Raw genomic sequence first — 18,882 nt, forward strand, 5'->3', positions numbered from 1 at the left:
CATGCTTCCTGAATGGCTGCTTCCCGCCCTGGTAATCATGGCGCTGGTCCTGTTCGCGGTCGGTGCGCTCCGGCGCATCCTGCTGTGGCGTGCGGGCCGTCCTGAGCCGGTCCGGTTGATCGCCGGGCTCATGGCCATGCCGCGCCGCTATCTGGTGGACCTGCACCATGTGGTGGCCCGCGATAAGGCGATGTCCAATACGCACGTCGCCACCGCGGGGGGCTTCGTGTTGTCCATGCTGCTGATCATCCCGGTGCATGTGTTCGGACTGGACAGCCGCTGGCTGACCCTGCCACTGCTGGTGTCCACGATCATCATGTTTACCGGCGCCGTGTTCGTTTATCTCCGCCGCCGCAACCCACCGGCGCGCCTGTCGAAAGGGCCGTGGATGCGTTTGCCGAAAAGTCTGCTCACGTTTTCGGCCTCGTTCTTCCTGCTGACCCTGTTGGCGTCCGACGTGCTCCCTGAAAACTTCGGCCACTGGGTGCTGACGGGCGTGCTGCTGATCGGCGTGACTCTGGGTCTGGCCGAGCTGCTGTTCGGCATGGGGTGGGGCGGTCCGATGAAGCACGCCTTTGCCGGCGCCCTGCATCTGGCCTTCCATCGTCGTCCGGAACGTTTTGGCGGTGGCCGTTCAACCGGTCTCAAACCGGTCGATCTGGACGGCATGTTGGGCGTCGCCGAACCGTCAGACTTCAAGTGGAACCAGCTGCTGGGATTCGATGCCTGCGTCCAGTGTGGGCGTTGTGAAGCGGTCTGCCCCGCGTTCGCAGCCGGCCAGCCGCTGAATCCGAAGAAGCTGATTCAGGACATGGTTGTGGGTCTGGCCGGGGGGACCGATGCGCATTATGCCGGCAGCCCTTACCCGGGCCGCGATGTCGGGCAGGCCCAGGGTAGCCCTCATCAACCGATCGTGGACGGTCTGGTGAGTGCCGAGACGCTCTGGTCCTGCACCACCTGCCGGGCCTGCGTCGAGGAGTGCCCGATGATGATCGAGCACGTCGACGCCATTGTCGATATGCGCCGACACCTGACGCTCGAACGCGGCGAAACGCCGAACAAGGGCGCCGAGGTGCTGGATAACCTGATCGCCACGGACAACCCGGGGGGCTACGAGCCCGACAGCCGGATGAACTGGGCCGCGGATCTGGCGTTGCCGCTGATGGCCGACAAGCAGGAAGCCGATGTGCTGTTCTGGGTCAGCGATGGCTGTTTCGACATGCGCAGCCAACGCATCCTGCGCGCCTTCGTCAAGATCCTGAAAGCGGCCAATGTGGACTTTGCGGTCCTCGGCAACGAAGAGTGCGATTCGGGCGACGTAGCCCGGCGGTTGGGTGACGATGCCACGTTCCAGACGCTGGCCCGACACAACATCGCCACGCTGGGCAAATACCGCTTTGGTCGGATCGTAACGACCGATCCCCATGCCTTCCATGTGCTGAAGAATGAATACGGCGATTTCGGCGGTCACTATGACGTCATGCATCACAGCACATTCATCAACGAACTGGTGGAGCAGGGCCGCATCCAGTTGGATCGATTCAAGGGCGGCGCCGTGACCTATCACGACCCCTGCTATCTCGGTCGTTACAACGGGGAATACGAGTCGCCCCGGGCGTTGCTGGCCGCGTTGGGCATCCAGGTCAGTGAAATGGAACGCTCCGGTTACCGCTCGCGCTGCTGCGGCGGTGGTGGTGGCGCGCCGATTACGGACATCCCGGGCGAACACCGCATCGCGGACATGCGGGTGGACGATGCCCGCCAGGTGGAGGCCGAGACCATCGCCGTGGCGTGCCAGCAGTGCACGGCCATGCTCGAAGGGGTGGTCGAGCCCCGGCCCGAGATCCGCGACCTGGCGGAGCTGGTGGCTGAGGGCCTGATGGTGGATGCAGCCGAGTCGGCTTCGACCTCGACGGCCAGGCCGTCCCTGGCGGAGGAGGTTCACTGATGAGCGACACGCCAAGACGCAATCCCCGGATGGAATGGATCCTGCGGAACCGGCTTCATCCGGAACACGAGATGTTGGCAGCGGCCCAGAACGGGCCGACACGGGGCCCCACGGGGTTGTTGCGAAAGAACCCGCATGCGGTGGGTTTTATCGGACCCCAAGGCATCAGGCGCATCGATCGCAGTGCCGGTCTGTCCGGTGGCGCTTCCGGCTCATCGTCAGGTGGCCGGGGGCGTTCCACCGGCGCCGAGGTCGAGCTTCCGTTGCACCGGGTCGATAATCCGGACTTCTATGTGGCGGTCGTGGTGGACCTGGTGGCGGGGCGTCTCAGCAGCCACGACAGGGACATCCTGGGGCAGGCCCGTTTGCTGGCCCAGGCGGCTGAAGAGCAGGGCGCCGTGGTGGCGGTGGCCCTGGGCGAAGCCCGCGAAGCAAACTTCGAACTGGCCGGGGCCGACCGGTTGGTTTCATTGACCGAATTGAACGGCCGGCCGCTGTCGGGCTATTGCCCGGAACACAGACTGGCGGTCCTGGAAGCGGTTGAGTCCCAATTGGCGCCGCGCTTCTGGCTGTTCCCGGATTCCATCCACGGCGGCGCCGACCTGGGATCGCGTCTGTCGGCGCGCCTGGGCGAACGGCCCGCGGTCCACGCCTGGAAAGTGGATGCACAACAGACCGTGTGCCGGGGCGGCACCCAACGGACCGACTGGCACCGTCCTACGGCGCGAGTCTTGCTTCTGGCCGAGGAATGCGCGTTGCCGGTCGACGAGACGCGGCACGAAGCCAAACCGATTGAGCTCGATGCCATCCCGGACGTCAGCGCCTTGATCGAAGATCTCGGCCCGGTTGATGTGGATCCGAGCAAGATCGCCCTTGGCGAAGCGGAGTTCATCCTCTCTGCAGGTAACGGCATCCGGGATTGGGATCAGTTCCACGCGGTTGCGACGGCGTTGGGTGCCACCGAAGGTGCCAGCCGTGTGGCCGTGGATGATGGTCACATGCCCCGCGGCCGGCAGGTTGGTGCGACCGGGACCTGGGTGACCGCCCGGGTCTATGTGGCTGTGGGGATTTCCGGCGCCATCCAGCATCTGCAGGGTATTGGCCAGTGTGACAAGGTGATCGCCATCAACCTCGACGAGAGCTGCGACATGATCAAGCGGGCCGACCTGAGCGTTATCGGCGACAGCCAGGCGATTCTTGGCGAGCTGCTGCGCCTCGCGGAGGCGCGGCAGGGCAGCCCCGACACCGCATCGGATGATGCGGCCACCGATATGACAGAGGAGGCGCGTCATGTGGCCTGATCCCGACCTGAAAGTGGCGTCACTGGTATCCAACGGGCAACACCCCAAGTCGGGTCGCTCCCGACGGGCCAGCCAGGATGCACGCGCCGTTGAGCTGGGATTGAAGATGGCGGGTGCTACGTCCCGGGTGATCCATGTGGGTGATGGAGACCGGGAGGGCGGTCTGGATCAGTATCTGGGCATGGGCCTGCCGGAAATCACGCTGCTGAACGCCGACGAACAGGCGGATGCGGTACCGGTTCTCCTCGAATACCTCAAAGGAGCCTCTTTCGACATTGTCCTGACGGGCATCCATGCGGAGCAGGGCGAAGCATCAGGCATGGTGCCCTACCTGTTGGCTGAGCAACTGGGCTGGCCGCTGGTGTCCCACATTGCCGATATCCGGAAGGTGGAAGGCGGACGTGCCGAGGTGTTGCAGGCACTGCCGCGTGGCCAGCGCCGCCTGTTGCGCGTCCCGCTGCCGTTCATTGCAACCGTCGACAGTGCGGCGGCCGACGCACGGCAATACGCGTTCGGGGCGGCCCGACGGGGGCGGCTGGTTGATGCCATCACCGACGCACCGGTCGATCAGGCCCGCCAGGAATGGACGTGCGCTCCGGCGAAGCCCCGCCCCAAACGCTTGCACGTGGCCAAGGCCAAGTCCGCCGCCGATCGATTCAAGGCGGCTACCGCAAAGCCCCAGGGCCAGGGTGGATCCGTCATCCGGGAAGGAACAGACCAGGAAAAGGCGACGGCCATCATGGAGCTGCTGATCTCGGAAGGTGTGGTGCGCTAGTTGAGGCACCACAACGAAAGCCGGCAAACACCATTGCCGTTTTAAGACACGCAACCACCCATCCATGTCGCAGCTGGGAATCTGTGCCGGCTCCCAATTCCATACCATCAGTGATACCGGAACAGATCGAATCAGCCGGACTCACGATCGCTGCGACCCGAACACCGGCCCTGCGGGCTTATTCGAGATGACCTCCGGTTCCCACAAGAACCCCATAATAACGATATACTCTGGAGAGTCTCCTCATGACCGAACGTGTAAAACCAGCGGTCGATGTCGACAGTCCCTACGATGACGTCGACTACCAGATCGGGCAGGACAATATCCAAATTGCCGGATTCGACATCCATAATCCGGTGTTTGGTATCAGTGCCGTCCTGATCCTGATCTTCGTTATCGGTACCTTGCTGGCCCCCGAAGCCGCCAATGGCATGTTGCTCGACGCCCGAAACTGGGCGATTGCGCATTTTGACTGGCTGTTCATGGCCGGCGGCAACCTGTTCGTGGTCTTCTGCCTCGCCCTGATATTCCTGCCGGTGGGTAAAATCCGCATAGGCGGGGAGACGGCGAAGCCTGAATTTTCCACCATGTCCTGGTTTGCGATGCTGTTCGCAGCCGGTATGGGCATCGGCCTGATGTTCTGGAGCGTTGCTGAACCGGTTGCCTATTACACCGACTGGTATGGCACCCCCCTGGGCGTTGCGGCGTTGACCGAAGAAGGGAAGTCGCTGGCCCTGGGTGCAACGATGTTCCACTGGGGCCTTCATCCCTGGGCCATGTACGGTATTGTCGGTCTGTCCCTGGCCTTCTTCGCCTACAACAAGGGACTTCCTCTCACGGTACGGTCCGCGTTTTACCCGATTCTTGGCAGTCGGACCTGGGGCCCGATCGGCGACGCCATCGATATTGTGGCCGTACTGGCTACGATCTTCGGTCTCGCCACGTCGCTGGGTCTGGGTGCGCAGCAAGCGGCCAGTGGTCTGGCCTACCTGGGCATCGTGGAGAACGGCATCGGCACCCAGATCGCACTGATCGCCTTCATCACCTCGATTGCGATATTTTCCGTGGTCCGGGGGCTCGAAGGCGGTGTCAAACTGCTCAGCAACATCAACATGATCATTGCGTTCATTCTGCTGGTCGCGGTGATTGCGCTGGGCTCAATCACCGGCTTCTTCTCAAACCTCATCGAACTGTTCGGTTCTTACATCCGGAACATCGGCCCGCTCAGCAACTGGGTCGGGCGTGACGATGAAGCCTGGTTCCACGGCTGGACGGTTTTCTACTGGGCCTGGTGGATTTCCTGGTCGCCTTTCGTGGGCATGTTCATCGCTCGCGTCTCGAAGGGGCGGACCGTGCGTGAATTCATGCTCGCCGTTCTGGTCGTGCCCACGATCGTCTGCGGTGTCTGGGTGACGGCCTTTGGTGGCGATGCCATCGATCAAATCCAGGCCGGTACCGGCGCCCTGACCCAGGGGCTGACTGAAGTCCCGCTGGCCATGTTCCAGATGATGGAAGGCCTGCCGATGACGTCGATGATCTCGTTCCTGGCGATCGTTCTGGTGCTGGTCTTCTTTGTGACATCCTCGGATTCCGGGTCGCTGGTGATTGACGGCATCACCGCGGGCGGCAAGGAAGACGTCCCCGTCGCGCAACGCGTGTTCTGGGCCACAATGGAAGGCCTCATTGCGGCTGCGCTGTTGTTTGGCGGCGGGTCGGAGGCGTTGAAAGCACTGCAGGCCGGTGCGGTGACGGCCGGGTTGCCGTTTGCCGTTATCCTCATACTGATGTGCATCAGCCTGTACATGGGCCTGGCACGCGACGCCAGGAAACTGGGCTACAGTAAGGCCCAGGCCTGATCGCGAAGCCGGGAGAGGCGGTCTTTGACTCTCCCGGCTTTTATGTTCGTTTCCGATATCATTAATTCAATTATAACAGCTATATATAAATATTATTTAAAGTTGCTTGTTACCCTGATTATTTCTCAGCCTTGCCGATGGCCCGGGGTGTTCTTCTCCAGTAACTGGAGGCTCACGTCCTTTACCTTGTCCCCCACGGCTTCCTTGTAGGCCTTCATGTGCGGCGCGGCCATATGGGCTTCCAGGTGTGCGAGTGAGGCCCACTGTTCGATGACCGTGATGGTGTCTTCGCGATGGCGCACCGGCAGGGGCAGGTCCACTTTCGCATCGACAAGCGGTTGATATTTGCAGCATCCGGGCTCGTTCAACACCATGGGCTGAACCTTCAGCAGCTCTGACATCACTGCGTCTAGCTGACCGGGTTGCACTTCGATTGTCGCAATGACGTGAATCATTTCGGTCTTCTCCTTCGACAAACGGGGGCCGAAGCCCCCGTTGTATCGTCTTGCATCAAGCCTCGGCGAGGGCTTCCAGGGTCGGGTAGTCGATGTAGCCTTCCTCACCCTGAGTGTAGAAGGTGTTCGGATCCGGCTCGTTCAATTCGGCACCGACTTTCAGGCGGGCGGGCAGGTCCGGGTTGGCCAGGAACGGCACGCCGAAGGCCACGGCATCGGCCTGACCGGCCTGAATCGCCGAACCGGCTTCCTCACCGCTGTATCCCATGTTCAGGATCAGATTGCCCTTGTAGAGCTCGCGAAACGGGGTCACGACGTCGGCCTGTTGCTCGCCGAAGAAGTCCGCACGCATGAGGTGAACATACGCCAGGTTGGCGTCGTTCAGGCGTTTGGCCAGCCAGGTCACCAGACCCACCGGATCACTGTCTTTCATGCTGTTGAAGCTGTTCAGCGGCGACAAGCGCACGCCTACGCGATCGCTCCCAAAGACATCGGAAGCCGCTTCGATGGCTTCGAGCAGCAAACGAGCCCGGTTCTCGATCGGGCCGCCGTAGGGGCCTTCCCGGTGATTCGATCCGTCCCGCAGGAATTCGTCCAGCAGGTAGCCATTAGCCCCATGGACTTCGACGCCGTCGAAGCCGGCACGTTTGGCGTTTTCGGCGGCAGTGCGGAAACCCTCGACGATGCTCGGGATTTCGTCATCACCCAGTTCGCGCGGCACGGTATAGGCCTTCTTGCCTTCCGGGGTATGCACCTCGTCACTGGTGATCGCAATCGGGGAAGGCGCGACCGGAACGCGACCGTTGTTCAAAACCGGATGACAGGACCGACCGCCGTGCCAGATCTGGAGGAAGATCTTGCCGCCTTTGGCATGAACCGCGTCGGTGACTCGCTTCCAGCCAGCCACCTGAGCTTCGGAATAGATCCCCGGCTCACGCCAGAAGGCCGAATTTCCCTCCATGGCCATGGTGGCTTCCGCGATGATCAGGCCGGCAGAGGCTCGCTGGGCGTAGTGCTCGACCATCATGTCGGTCGGTACGTGGTCGGCGTCGGCCCGGCGGCGAGTTAGCGGCGCCATCAGCACGCGATTGTTCAGGGTCAAGGCACCGAGCTGTAGTGGGGAAAAAAGATCAGTCATTTCAACCTCTCGTTAGCGGATGGAGGAATCGAGCCATCAGAGACAGATGACGATATGAGGCGCTTGTCCGGAAAAAGAGCGCATCCTAATCAACAGGTCGCCATGGTAGAGAAGACCGTGTTATAAATTAAATGGCTTGTTTGAATAACAGAGATTCGAAAAGTGAATATCACGGTCAAAGATCTCAATCTGCTGAAGCTGTTTCAGGTGCTTTATCAGGAGAGAAGCGTCTCAGCGGCAGCCGAGCGCATGCACCTGAGCCAACCCGCGTTGAGCCATAAGCTGGCCAAGCTGAGGACCGAGTTCGATGACACGCTGTTTGCGAGGGCGCCCCGCGGACTGACACCGACGCCCCGGGCACATCAGCTTGCGCCATTGGTGCAGCAACTGATCCGCTCACTGGAATCGTTTTACGACTATTGCGACGAACAAAGCTTTTTGATGCGCGACGACCGCATCCGGATTTACAGCACGGATTACATCGAGCAGTTGCTGGTCCCCAAGCTGTTGCCGATCGTTCGGGATCAGGCGCCCAATCTCCAACTGGTCTTCCACAATACCCGCGGCAGACTGCCCAGGAGCGAACTGGAGACCGGGGCTTGCGACCTGGCCATTGCCGGCTTTTTCGATCAACTGCCGGAGACGTTCTACCAGCAGAAGATCCATTCGGAAGGCTTTTGTGTGCTGGCGAGCCGCACTAACCAGACGTTGGATGGCAAACTGGATCTGGAGACGTTTCTCGCCTGCGACCATCTGGTGACCACCTTAACGGGAGACCTGGACGGCATCGTCGACAAGGCGCTCGAGCAGCAGGGCCGAAAACGCCATGTGGTTGCGGGACTCTCAAGCTTCATGTCACCGGCGTCGCTGGTGGAAGGCAGTGACCTGTTGATCACCTGCCTGCATTCTGTCGCCGAGGAAGCGTGCCGGCGAATGCCGGATCTGGTCCGTTATCCAGTGCCGATCGAACTGCCTGAGGTGGACATCCTGCAAACCTGGCACCAACGGACCCATGAAGATCCGCTCAGGGCCTGGCTCCGGCAGCAGATACAGGCCACATTGGCGGGATAACCGAGACCAGCAGGGCGAACGCCGGGGCGTCCAGGGCTCAGATTCGAAAGCCCGACGTTCACTTATTAAAGGCAAAAACAGATTAAAGGCAAAAACAGAGAGCCCCCCGTAAGTTATCGGTGGCAGGCCCAGGCATGGTAGTTTTAAAACAAACGTTTCCGGCAGAAATCAGACCATCTCAGATAAGTGAGCAGACCCTATGAATGTGATCATTATTGGTGCAGGGATTATGGGCACCACCTTTGCCACGCTGGCGAAGGAATTGGCCCCAGAACTGGATGTCACCATTCTGGAAAGACTCGACGGCCCCGGTGCTGGAAACTCCTGGGTTTTCAACAACGCAGGCACAGGTCATGAAGCGAATTGTGAGCTCAACTACACCCCGGTCGATGAAGAAGAGATTTCGGTAGAGAAAGCGTTGAAGATCCACGCCCAGTTCAACGTGGCCAAACAGTTCTGGGCATACCTGATCAAGAAAGGGGCCATCAAGGACCCCCGGTCGGTCATCAACCAGACCAAACACTGCACGATTGTTTCCGAATCGTCCATTGATGAGTTGCGACTGCGGTTCAAGGAAATGTCCTCTCATCATTTCTTTGAGCAAATGCAATTCTCGGAAGATTTCGATGAAATCAAGAGCTGGATTCCGTACTTGATGGAAGGTCGCCCCCGGCAGCAGAAGATGGCCGCTACGGTCATCGAGACCGGTACAGACGTCAATTTTGGGGCATTGACGGAGCAAATGGCGGCGTATGCCGTGAATGAATTGGGTGTGAAGATTGAATACGGCACCCACGTGAAGCGGGTGCATCGAAGCCCGTCCGGCAGCTGGCTTGTGGAGACAGAGCAGGGCGGTCGTTCAGTTCGGCACAAGGCCGATGTCCTGTTCGTGGGTGCCGGCGGTGGCGCCTTCCCAATTCTGAAGAGAAGCCATCTTCCCTTCCGGAGCCGGTTCACCGGCTTTCCCGTGGGTGGACGCTTCCTGCAGGCCCCCATCAGCAAGGAACAGGCGGATCAATACCGCGCGAAAACCTACGGCAAGGCCAAGGTGGGCGCGCCTCCCATGTCGGTGCCGCACCTGGATCTGCGAGTGTCGAACGGACAGCACTACTTGCTGTTCGGTCCGTTCGCATCGTTCAAGCCCGTTCTTGAAAAAGGCCGCGGATTCCTGGATTACCTGCGTTCGATGCGCCTGCACGACATTCCCGGACTGCTCAACGTGGCCATTGAGCATTTTCCGCTGGTGAAGTATCTGGTCTCAGAGACCTTCAAAGGCGAGAAGAGCATGTTCGAGGAACTGGAGGAATTTGCTCCGGGCATGAGCAAGAAATTCCAGTGGAAAGCGGTGGATGCCGGCCAGCGCGTGCAGATCATTCGGGACGGCGACTTGCAGATGGGCACCGAGATTCTGGTCTCCAGCGACAAGACCTACGGGACGCTGCTGGGGGCATCGCCGGGAGCCTCGGTGTCCCCTGAAGTGATGCTGCGTTGTCTCGAGCAAATGCTGCCCGCCGTCTTCAAGAAAGAAGCCGCCCGCGGGAAATTGAAAGAGATGTTCCCGGAGGACAACCTGGAGACACTGATCACCGAGCCGGATCGTTATCGTGAAATCCGGGATTCGGTGAACGGGACCCTGGGAATCAAGTGGACGCTGGCCGACGCTTGAACGCTGCTCCCGTAAATGTTTAAAAGCCGGACCCACCGTGACGTGTCCGGCTTTGGTGAGCTCTCAAAACAGGGGATTCGTTTTCGATCGCTGTCAGACTGTCCCGAACCATTCCAAAGGCATTGACCCTTCTCCTCGAAACACTCCCTTTGTCCCATTCATGGAACGTTGTGTTCAGATTCTATGACTATTGCTCACTAGCGCCTTACGCTATGTTTACTGAGATCTGTCAGAACTTCTCGTCCCTGGTAAACAGACTGTGTGGAGACAGCCATGAGCAACCTCAGCGAATCGGTCACGGCCGACTGTCAAACCGATCATTCGTGTGATGCCATCGAGCTGATGATCCAGCCCAGGGACAAGGATCTCGGCGGTTTTTCTGTCCGGCGCGTCCTGCCGACCCGTGAGCGCCAGATGGTCGGGCCCTGGATCTTCTTCGACCATATGGGGCCAGCCCGCTTTCCGGCCGGTTCTGGCATCAACGTTCGACCGCATCCCCACATCAACCTGGCGACTGTGACCTATCTGTTCGAGGGTGAAATTCTGCACCGGGATTCCCTGGGCAGCGTTCAGCCGATCCGGCCGGGTGATATCAACCTCATGGTGGCCGGGAAGGGGATTGTCCACTCGGAACGCGAGCGACCGGAAGTCACCGCAACCGACCACAACCTGCATGGTCTGCAACTCTGGCTGGCGCTGCCGGAGGACAGGGAAGAGATCGAGCCGGCTTTCTATCATTACCCAAGCGCGGACATTCCCGCTCTGGATATAGATGGCGTACCCGTCCGCGTGATTATGGGGCAGGCCTACGATGCGACATCACCGGTGAAGACCCTCTCAGAGACGCTGTACGTGGAAGCCCATCTGCAGAAAGGCCAGTCGCTCGTTTTGCCGGAGGCTACCGAACGCGCCGTCTACGTCGCCAGTGGATCCCTGAAGGCCAGAGAGACCGCTATTCCCCAGCATTCGATGGCCATTTTCGGCTCTCAGTCCGGTATTAAGATCACAGCGGGCGAAGAATCCCGCATCGCCGTGATCGGCGGCGAGCCGTTTGCTCCGCGATTCATGGAGTGGAACTTCGTGTCCAGCCGCAAAGATCGACTGGAGCAGGCCAAGGCCGACTGGAAAGCCGGTCGGTTTCCCCTGGTTCCGGGAGACGAAGACGAGTTCATTCCTTTGCCGGGATCCTGATGGATACCGTGGCTGGCTATTTAAAAGGGAGTTGACGTGGCGCAACGCGGGCAGGGCGCTTGGCTGATACATATTGGCCATCTCCAGAGTACCTGTGCATAGTGCGGCCATGAACCGAATCATCCCTGAAGATCGCCTTCCCTTTTTACCGGAAGAAACGCAGAGCCTCTCATTACCGGACCTCCTCAACAGCCGACAACGATTTGGCACCAACCTCATTGTTGAAACGCCCGATAGTGGCTGGCAGCAACTGCTGAAAGACACCCTGCGCGATCCGATGCTGTGGTTCCTGCTCGGCACCAGTGTGATTTTCTGGTTTACCGGTGACCATACGGAAGCCCTGGTGCTTCTGGCCCGCTCAAAAGCTCGCATTGGTGAAACACCTTCAGAGTCAAGGGGAGCTGGTGGCCGTCACCGGGGATGGTGTCAACGACGTGCCGGCCTTACAGGTGGCCGACGTCGGAATCGCGATGGGCGAGCGTGGCACCCGGGCCGCGCGGGAAGTCGCCGCCATTGTCTTGATGGACGACAACTTCCGGACCATCGTGGGGGCCATCGAAGAAGGGCGCCAGCTTTTTTCGAATCTGCAGTTGAGTTTCCAGTATCTGTTAATGGTCCACATACCACTGGTCCTGACCGCGGCCCTGATTCCTCTGTTGGGCTTCCCGATCCTGTACTTACCCATTCATATTGTGTGGCTGGAATTGATCATCCATCCCACTGCGCTGCTTGTCTTTCAAGCCGCCCCGGGCCTGGGTGTGCTGCAGCGGCAGCCTCCGAAAGGGCGATTAAGGTTCTTCAATACCGAGCAAACGGCCGTGATCATCGTGACCGGCGTGCTTGTGACGGCGCTGGTCTACTGGAGTTACGATCGCGCCCTTGGCAGTGGGCTGGATGTGGAACATGCCCGTGCGATGGCACTGGCTGCGCTTATTGTCGCCAACGTGGGGATCACGACGGTGCTGAGTCGACTGCGCAGCGGAACCGCGCGGCTGGTGGCGAGCCTCGCCGTGGTCTCTGCGTTCATCCTGATCCAGGTTCCCGAGATATCGGCGCTGTTGAACCTGCATCCGTTGCATTGGGACGACGGGCTGATCGCTGTAATCGGGGGGCTATTGGTCTGTCTGCCACTTATTTTTGAAGGCACGCTGGGTCTTGCGATCACCCGAAAGCTATCGTGCTATCGATAGAACGCTGTGTTCACAAGAAATGGCTGTTACCCGTGAATGCCGTCCGTTATGTTTACGGATGAATGGGCGCGGCCGTCACTCGGATTGTCGCTTTTCTATCGCCGACGCGCCCTCCCTGAAGGCTTTGCTGGCCCAAGTCACCACCTTTGCGCATGGATTCCAATGACAAACCCGGCTTCACCGCGTCTACCTTTAAGGCACTTTGGCCTGCGTCCACTGAGCCCAAGAGATGATCAGGATGCCCACCGAGCGGCGACACCACTCGAGTTGCTGTTTGATCTCGTGTCTGTCATTGCCATTGCCTCAGCGGCCGCCGGACTGCATCACGCCATTGCGTCTGGTCACGTCGGGGAGGGCGTTGTCAGCTTTCTGGCCTCGTTTTTTGCGATCTGGTGGGCCTGGATGAACTTCACCTGGTATGCGTCCGCCTATGACAACGATGACAGCCTGCACCGACTGCTGACCATGGTGATGATGGCCGGTTCGCTGATCATGGCGGCAGGGATTCATCGATTTTTCGAGAGCACGCGCATCGACATGATCGTGATGGGTTTTGTGGTGATGCGCATCGCCATGGTCCTGTTCTGGCTGCGTGCCGCTTATCACGATTCCGATCGACGGAAGACGGCCTACCGGTATGCCGGCGGTATTGCGCTGGTCCAGGTGTTCTGGGTCGGGTTGATGCTTGCCCAGCCGATGCCTCCGACATTTCTGTTCAGTCTCTATGCCCTGGGAGCGATGCTGGAGTTGTCGGTCCCCGTTTACGCCGAGAGCCATGTGACAACCCCCTGGCATCGTCATCACCTGATTGAACGCTATGGGCTGCTGAACCTGATTGTCCTTGGCGAAACCTTGCTGGCAGCCGCCATGGCGCTGCAGCACGCAGACGTCGGGCATCTGGATCTCGACTTGCTGAGCGTTGCGGGATCGGCGCTCGTTATCGTGTTTTCGTTGTGGTGGGCCTATTTTTCAAAGGAAGAGCACATTGCCCAAAAACGCCTGTCCCTGGCCTTGGTCTGGGGGTATGGCCACCTGGTGACCTACATGGCCGGCGCTGCCGTGGGTGCGGGTATCGCCGCCATGGTGGATGTGCTGACCGGAGAATCCGGAACCAGCTACCGGATCGCGTTGTACGCCATATCCGTTCCTGTCAGCCTGTATCTGATGGGACTCTGGTTCGTCAGGGACCGTTTGGTACTGAGCCATGCGGGGCGCCATATCCTGCTTGGCGTGTCGGTGTTGATACTGGTGGCAACGTTGTTCATGCCGTTGTGGGGGATCGCCCTGACTTTGGCTATCGGGGTCGGCGCGAGGAACATACAGGCCTGCGGCGCCAAAACAGGAGGGGAAGGGCATGCAGTTTGAGCACGTGGTGCAGGTTAATGATCTGACGGACGACCGTATCCCGAACATCACCCGGGCGCAGCTCTGGGACGGTATCGCCCTGCGAGCCACTGAACCCCACCGGTTCGTTGTCGGACTGGATGAGTTCGACCTGGAGTGGCAATCCGACACCCGACTGAAACGTCGACTGGAGCTGCCCGGCGTCGTGGTTCATGACGTAGTGACCTTCGACCGACAGCACAGCGTGCAGTACGACATTATTCCAACGGCAGACGTTGCCGGGGGCAGTCTGACGATGACGATCGAGGAGCCGGAGCCCGACGCCCTGTTCGTTCGCTTTCGTTACTGTGCCCGCTATGTGGAAGGTATTGGCGACGAACTGCCATACGACCTGTTTGTCCAGCAGGCCTACGTCACCATGGACATCGACACGATCCGGATCATCCGTGATCGCGTGACCCTCAACTAGTCGGTGGCGAAGGCGGTGCCGGCCGTCTGTCTAATCGGTGTTTTGCGGAATCCTGAAATCCACGTCGTCCAGAGACTCCGACAGGAAGTCCAGAAAGGTTCGGATGGCCGGCAGCAGGCCCCGGCGAGTCGGGAAGACGGCGTGGAAAATACCGCCGCGTGGTCGCCACTCCGGTAACACGCTGACCAAACGGCCCTCGATCAAGTCGCGCCCGCCAACAATCATCGGCATCTTGACGGCCCCGAGGCCAGACAGCGCCGCTTCCCGAAGGGTAAACACATCGTCGGTGACCAATCGGGGCTGATGATGAATCTGAACCGACGCGCCTTCAGGGCCGTCCAGGCACCAGACGTGCTGGCCATTCCATTGCTCAAAATCGATACTTGGCAGGCGCGCCAGATCCTCTGGCGTCGTTGGCCTGGGGTGATGCTCGAAAACGGAGGGCGCCGCCATCAGGCACTGTGGACTCTGGCTCAATACCTTCATCGTCAATCCGCTGTCCTCCAGCGGTGGGTAGCGCACCCGAAGGGCCAGATCATAGCCTTCCTTGATCACGTCCACACGCCGGCTGGTGGCATCCAGTTCAATATTCACTTCCGGATAGCGCGTCATGAACCGAACCACCAGGGGCGCCACCAGGAAATAGATCAACCCCGGAGGACAGCTCATCCGGATGCACCCCTTGGGTTCGGACCGGGACCGATCGATGACTTCCTGGGCGGCCTCCGCTTCCACCAGCATCGCTTGACAGTGGCGATAGTATTCCTTGCCCAGCTCCGTAACGGTAAAGACCCGAGTTGACCGGTTGATCAGACGCGTATCCAGGCGATGTTCCAGTGCCGCGATACGGCGACTGAGCTTTGATTTCGGTAGCCCCAAAGCGCGTCCCGCCGGCGCGAAGCCTCCATGTTCCACCACTTTGACGAAGTAGTAGAGATCGTTCAGGTCCTGCATATATCGCCGTCCTATCTATGGAACGCTGAGTATAAGTTTTAATGCCTACTCAGCCCAGTCGTCGAGGTCTATCGTGGTTTGGACGATGTTTCCCACGACACAACGGAGGGGCCGATGAAACAGGTCAAGACCATCTATAGTCCGCCGCAGGGCCATTGGGTTGGCAACGGCTTTCCCGTGCGTTCGCTCCTCTCCTACAACCGCATGGGGGCAGAGAATATTTCCCCATTCCTGCTGCTGGACTACGCCGGGCCGGCCACGTTTTCCCGTGGTCACGAGCGCAGAGGTGTCGGGCCGCATCCGCATCGCGGTTTTGAGACGGTGACGCTGGTCTATGCGGGCGAACTGGAGCACCGCGATTCGTCGGGCGCCGGTGGATTTATCGGCGCGGGCGACGTCCAGTGGATGACGGCAGGTGCTGGCATCGTGCATGAAGAGTTCCACTCCAGCGCGTTTACCGAGCAGGGCGGAACCCTGGAGATGGTTCAGCTCTGGGTCAATCTGCCGGCCCAGCACAAAAGCACGCCTGCGGCCTATCAAACGCTCTTGCATGACGAGATCCCAGTTGTATCGCCGGCCGGCCAAAGCGCACAGCTTCGCGTGATCGCAGGCGACTTCCAGGGACACCGAGGGCCCGCGAAGACGTTCACTCCCATCAATGTCTGGGATCTCGTCATTCAACCCGGAAACCACATCGAGCTGGACGTCCCGGAAGGGCATACCGCGCTGATTGTCGCCCTGAAAGGAACGATTCAGATCAACGGAGCAGATGTCTTGCGAGACGCTGAACTGGCGTGCCTGGAACGCTCCGGCTCAGGACTGACCCTCGAGGCCAACAACGAGGCGCACGTGCTTCTGCTTAGTGGCGAGCCCATCGATGAGCCGGTAGTCGGGCAGGGGCCATTCGTCATGACGTCACACCGAGAGATCCAGCAAGCCATTTCCGACTTTCAAAGCGGGAAATTCGGTGAGCTGCGCCATTAGGCCCAGGCCCGATGGCGACCCATGCCGATCAAACGACCGGCCGACAACATAATCAGGAAAACAAGGAGATAAGTGATGGCCTTTACTTACAAGCGACTGGATAAAGACGATGTGGCCCTGTTGATGGTTGATCATCAGGCGGGGCTGCTTTCCCTGGTGAGGGATTTTTCCCCGGACGACTTCAAGAACAACGTGCTGGCGCTGGCCGACATCGCCAAGTTTTTTGGTATCCCCACCATTTTGACCACCAGCTTCGAAGACGGCCCGAATGGTCCGATGGTGCCCGAGATCAAAGAGGCATTCCCCGATGCGCCGTATTTCCCGCGGCCCGGTCAGATCAATGCCTGGGATAACGAGGATTTCGTCAACGCCGTGAAAGCAACGGGGAAGAAACAGCTGTTGATTGCCGGCGTCGTAACCGATGTCTGCGTTGCATTCCCGACGCTGTCTGCTATTGAAGAAGGGTACGATGTGTTTGTCGTCACCGATGCCTCGGGGACGTTCAACAGCGTCACCCGCGACGCGGCCTGGAGCCGCATGGAGGCGGCCGGCGCCCAGATGATGAACTGGTTCAGCGTCGCCGGCGAACTGCATCGGGACTGGCGCAATAACATCGAAGGCTTTGGAGGCATTCTGGCGAGCCATCTGCCGCATTACGCGAATCTGATGCAGAGCTTCGCTTCGCAGCAGAAGTAGCCTGTTCGCGGTAGCGCCCACAGGGAACGTGGGCATGTTCGTCAGAATGACAACAGAAACGAACCGTAAAGAGGTGGCAAGATGAGCCTGAAACTGCAGATCATCATTTGCAGCACGCGCCCGGGACGGGTCGGGCCGGCCGTTGCAAAATGGTTTTATGAGTGGGCGGAAAAACAACAGCTCTTCCAATGCGAACTTGTCGATCTGGCGGATTTCAAGCTGCCGGTCTACGACGAGCCCAATCACCCCAAGATGCAAAAATACGAACACGACCACACCAAGGCCTGGTCCAAAAGCGTTGCCAAGGCGGATGCCTACATTTTCGTACTCCCTGAATACAATTTCTGCCCACCGCCTTCGTTCACCAATGCACTGGATTACGTGTATTCCGAGTGGAATTACAAACCCGCAGGCTTCGTCAGCTACGGCGGCGTGTCCGGAGGTTTACGTTCAGCCCAGTTGGCCAAGCAATGGGTAACGGCGGTCAAGATGATGCCGATGTTTGAAGGGGTGATGGTTCAGATGCCATGGACACTCATTGATGAAAACGGTCGCTTCCAACCGGAAAAGCCTCATGAAGAATCGGCCGAAGTGCTGCTCAAGGAACTGTTGAAGTGGGCGGAGGCATTGAAGCCGATGCGCAGCAGTGAGTAGTGACGAAAACTTCTTCTGGTCAATATCGTAATTAGCATGCTAGAGCCGTGGTAAAACTGGGTGAATGCGCGATTCATCAGCCATTTTCAATAGAATCGCAATTATGCGTCTTCAGGGAGGCTCCTTCGTTGCCATTACTCACTGATTAGGCACCTGTCGAACGGAAGACAAAGCTGATGCCAATATCCCGGTGGGGACTGCAATCATCCCCAAGCCCACCATCAGGACCGCGAACGTGAATAACCGGCCGCCCATGGTGATCGGATAAACGTCACCATAGCCGACCGTCGTTAGCGTGGCGACAGCCCACCAAAGGCAGTCGAAAATCGATCCGAAGGCCTCTGGCTGAGCCGGGTGCTCGAAATAGTAAATCCCAACGGCGGCTAGATACAGGAGCATGACACTCGCCAGGGTGAACAAGACCAGCTCCTCTTTCGCGACCAGGACCGCACGTCCGAAACGACGGAGGGCTTGGCTGTAGCGAGCCAGCTTCAGTATCCGTAGCAATCGGAAGAAACGCAGAATACGAAGTGTCCGCAGATCGATCGCAAAGGTCAGGTAGAAGGGCAGAATGGCGAGCAGGTCGATTATCCCGAAAAAGCTGAAGATGAACCGCAGCGGCCGTTCCGCTGCATACAGCCGAGCCAAATATTCCGCAGTGAAGATTCCGACTACCGCATATTCCGAATAACGCAAGAACTGCCGGTCCTCCTGAGCCAGATCAGGCAACGTCTGGAGCGAAAAACTTAGCACAGAGTACACAATCAGCAGCGTAACCCCCGTGGCGAATGCAGGATGATCAAGCAGCCGGTTGAGCTGGATTTGGCCCGGCCGTCGAGAGGTCTGTCGAGTTGTGCTCATGGCGCCCTCTGCCTATTATTGCGACATAAACTGAATATGTTTCCAGAAGTCTTTGATGCATGCCAGTAGTTGCGATTGACCGATAACAATAATTGGGCGTTTCTCTCCACAACGACACACGAGAATGCACTATAAAGAATTGCTGACAGCAGCGCTCCTCTGCGTTGTAAGAAAAACTGTGCGATATTTCGGCAAGGAACGTTATTTGGTGCGGGTGATTCGACAGTCACCCTAATGACTCATGGTGGAGTTATCGGCAATCAGAATTAGATGGCGGATTTCTCGTGCGCCCAAGTAGGGACATACGATTGTTCGGGTGAAAGAACTTT

Annotated in this window: 17 protein-coding genes; 13 read left to right on the plus strand and 4 right to left on the minus strand. The window is 59.1% G+C overall.

What is annotated here, in order from left to right:
- The first annotated feature begins 1 nt into the window (after position 1).
- The 4 genes from J3364_RS01830 (at position 2) to J3364_RS01845 (ending at position 5,880) form a co-directional block, all read left to right on the plus strand.
- Complete coding sequence (locus J3364_RS01830) at positions 2-1,948, plus strand: (Fe-S)-binding protein (protein ID WP_349556215.1); 1,947 nt, start codon at positions 2-4, stop codon at positions 1,946-1,948.
- The gene (etfA, locus tag J3364_RS01835; RefSeq protein ID WP_349556217.1) at positions 1,948-3,249 is read left to right on the plus strand and encodes an electron transfer flavoprotein subunit alpha; all 1,302 of its coding nucleotides are present in this window, start codon (positions 1,948-1,950) and stop codon (positions 3,247-3,249) included. The genes J3364_RS01830 and etfA overlap by 1 nt, the downstream gene beginning before the upstream one ends.
- Entirely contained in the window at positions 3,239-4,024 is a 786-nt protein-coding gene (gene etfB / locus J3364_RS01840; RefSeq protein WP_349556219.1) for an electron transfer flavoprotein subunit beta, read from the plus strand. Before etfA ends, etfB begins: the two co-directional genes overlap by 11 nt.
- A 245-nt stretch (positions 4,025-4,269) precedes the next feature.
- Complete coding sequence (locus J3364_RS01845) at positions 4,270-5,880, plus strand: BCCT family transporter (RefSeq protein WP_349556221.1); 1,611 nt, start codon at positions 4,270-4,272, stop codon at positions 5,878-5,880.
- Positions 5,881-6,005: 125 nt separating this feature from the next.
- Here the strand turns inward: J3364_RS01845 and J3364_RS01850 are convergent, their stop codons facing one another.
- Together J3364_RS01850 and J3364_RS01855 are read right to left on the minus strand one after the other, a co-directional pair.
- Complete coding sequence (locus tag J3364_RS01850; RefSeq protein WP_349556223.1) at positions 6,006-6,335, minus strand: putative quinol monooxygenase; 330 nt, start codon at positions 6,333-6,335, stop codon at positions 6,006-6,008.
- Between the two features lie 55 nt (positions 6,336-6,390).
- Positions 6,391-7,473: an alkene reductase gene (locus J3364_RS01855; protein WP_349556224.1), complete on the minus strand. Its 1,083-nt coding sequence runs from the start codon at positions 7,471-7,473 to the stop codon at positions 6,391-6,393.
- A gap of 162 nt (positions 7,474-7,635) precedes the next feature.
- Between J3364_RS01855 and J3364_RS01860 the strand changes: the two genes are divergently transcribed.
- The 6 genes from J3364_RS01860 (at position 7,636) to J3364_RS01885 (ending at position 14,404) form a co-directional block, all read left to right on the plus strand.
- Positions 7,636-8,544, plus strand: coding sequence for a LysR family transcriptional regulator (locus tag J3364_RS01860; protein ID WP_349556226.1), 909 nt, complete (start codon positions 7,636-7,638; stop codon positions 8,542-8,544).
- Positions 8,545-8,743: 199 nt separating this feature from the next.
- Complete coding sequence (locus J3364_RS01865; protein WP_349556228.1) at positions 8,744-10,210, plus strand: malate:quinone oxidoreductase; 1,467 nt, start codon at positions 8,744-8,746, stop codon at positions 10,208-10,210.
- Positions 10,211-10,483: 273 nt separating this feature from the next.
- Positions 10,484-11,401: a pirin family protein gene (locus J3364_RS01870; RefSeq protein ID WP_349556229.1), complete on the plus strand. Its 918-nt coding sequence runs from the start codon at positions 10,484-10,486 to the stop codon at positions 11,399-11,401.
- Between the two features lie 323 nt (positions 11,402-11,724).
- On the plus strand, positions 11,725-12,591 hold the full coding sequence (locus J3364_RS01875) for an HAD-IC family P-type ATPase (protein WP_349556230.1): 867 nt from the start codon (positions 11,725-11,727) through the stop codon (positions 12,589-12,591).
- A gap of 162 nt (positions 12,592-12,753) precedes the next feature.
- Complete coding sequence (locus J3364_RS01880; RefSeq protein WP_349556232.1) at positions 12,754-13,956, plus strand: low temperature requirement protein A; 1,203 nt, start codon at positions 12,754-12,756, stop codon at positions 13,954-13,956.
- Positions 13,946-14,404: an AtaL-like protein gene (locus tag J3364_RS01885; RefSeq protein WP_349556233.1), complete on the plus strand. Its 459-nt coding sequence runs from the start codon at positions 13,946-13,948 to the stop codon at positions 14,402-14,404. The genes J3364_RS01880 and J3364_RS01885 overlap by 11 nt, the downstream gene beginning before the upstream one ends.
- A gap of 30 nt (positions 14,405-14,434) precedes the next feature.
- On the opposite strand, the gene J3364_RS01890 is transcribed toward J3364_RS01885, so the two are convergent.
- Positions 14,435-15,358: a LysR substrate-binding domain-containing protein gene (locus tag J3364_RS01890; RefSeq protein ID WP_349556235.1), complete on the minus strand. Its 924-nt coding sequence runs from the start codon at positions 15,356-15,358 to the stop codon at positions 14,435-14,437.
- A gap of 114 nt (positions 15,359-15,472) precedes the next feature.
- On the opposite strand from J3364_RS01890, the gene J3364_RS01895 reads away from it, so the two are divergent.
- From J3364_RS01895 to J3364_RS01905, 3 genes are all read left to right on the plus strand, one after another.
- Positions 15,473-16,342 (plus strand): pirin family protein, encoded by an 870-nt coding sequence (locus tag J3364_RS01895; protein ID WP_349556237.1) that lies wholly within the window; start codon positions 15,473-15,475, stop codon positions 16,340-16,342.
- 75 nt (positions 16,343-16,417) lie between these two features.
- Positions 16,418-17,038, plus strand: coding sequence for an isochorismate family cysteine hydrolase YcaC (gene ycaC, locus J3364_RS01900; RefSeq protein ID WP_349556238.1), 621 nt, complete (start codon positions 16,418-16,420; stop codon positions 17,036-17,038).
- Positions 17,039-17,119: 81 nt separating this feature from the next.
- Positions 17,120-17,692 (plus strand): NADPH-dependent FMN reductase, encoded by a 573-nt coding sequence (locus J3364_RS01905; protein WP_349556240.1) that lies wholly within the window; start codon positions 17,120-17,122, stop codon positions 17,690-17,692.
- A gap of 138 nt (positions 17,693-17,830) precedes the next feature.
- On the opposite strand, the gene J3364_RS01910 is transcribed toward J3364_RS01905, so the two are convergent.
- Positions 17,831-18,553: an ion transporter gene (locus J3364_RS01910; protein ID WP_349556242.1), complete on the minus strand. Its 723-nt coding sequence runs from the start codon at positions 18,551-18,553 to the stop codon at positions 17,831-17,833.
- Positions 18,554-18,882 lie beyond the last annotated feature (329 nt).

Source organism: Marinobacter sp. NFXS9 (genome assembly GCF_040148665.1).
Classification (GTDB): domain Bacteria; phylum Pseudomonadota; class Gammaproteobacteria; order Pseudomonadales; family Oleiphilaceae; genus Marinobacter_A; species Marinobacter_A mangrovi.

Excerpts from the sequence above, each read along its gene's own strand:
- J3364_RS01830 (WP_349556215.1), top strand. The coding sequence starts at position 2 with ATGCTTCCTGAATGGCTGCTTCCCGCCCTGGTAATCATGGCGCTGGTC.
- etfA (WP_349556217.1), top strand. The coding sequence starts at position 1,948 with ATGAGCGACACGCCAAGACGCAATCCCCGGATGGAATGGATCCTGCGG.
- etfB (WP_349556219.1), top strand. The coding sequence starts at position 3,239 with ATGTGGCCTGATCCCGACCTGAAAGTGGCGTCACTGGTATCCAACGGG.
- J3364_RS01845 (WP_349556221.1), top strand. The coding sequence starts at position 4,270 with ATGACCGAACGTGTAAAACCAGCGGTCGATGTCGACAGTCCCTACGAT.
- J3364_RS01850 (WP_349556223.1), bottom strand. The coding sequence starts at position 6,335 with ATGATTCACGTCATTGCGACAATCGAAGTGCAACCCGGTCAGCTAGAC.
- J3364_RS01855 (WP_349556224.1), bottom strand. The coding sequence starts at position 7,473 with ATGACTGATCTTTTTTCCCCACTACAGCTCGGTGCCTTGACCCTGAAC.
- J3364_RS01865 (WP_349556228.1), top strand. The coding sequence starts at position 8,744 with ATGAATGTGATCATTATTGGTGCAGGGATTATGGGCACCACCTTTGCC.
- J3364_RS01870 (WP_349556229.1), top strand. The coding sequence starts at position 10,484 with ATGAGCAACCTCAGCGAATCGGTCACGGCCGACTGTCAAACCGATCAT.
- J3364_RS01880 (WP_349556232.1), top strand. The coding sequence starts at position 12,754 with ATGACAAACCCGGCTTCACCGCGTCTACCTTTAAGGCACTTTGGCCTG.
- J3364_RS01885 (WP_349556233.1), top strand. The coding sequence starts at position 13,946 with ATGCAGTTTGAGCACGTGGTGCAGGTTAATGATCTGACGGACGACCGT.
- J3364_RS01890 (WP_349556235.1), bottom strand. The coding sequence starts at position 15,358 with ATGCAGGACCTGAACGATCTCTACTACTTCGTCAAAGTGGTGGAACAT.
- J3364_RS01895 (WP_349556237.1), top strand. The coding sequence starts at position 15,473 with ATGAAACAGGTCAAGACCATCTATAGTCCGCCGCAGGGCCATTGGGTT.
- ycaC (WP_349556238.1), top strand. The coding sequence starts at position 16,418 with ATGGCCTTTACTTACAAGCGACTGGATAAAGACGATGTGGCCCTGTTG.
- J3364_RS01905 (WP_349556240.1), top strand. The coding sequence starts at position 17,120 with ATGAGCCTGAAACTGCAGATCATCATTTGCAGCACGCGCCCGGGACGG.
- J3364_RS01910 (WP_349556242.1), bottom strand. The coding sequence starts at position 18,553 with ATGAGCACAACTCGACAGACCTCTCGACGGCCGGGCCAAATCCAGCTC.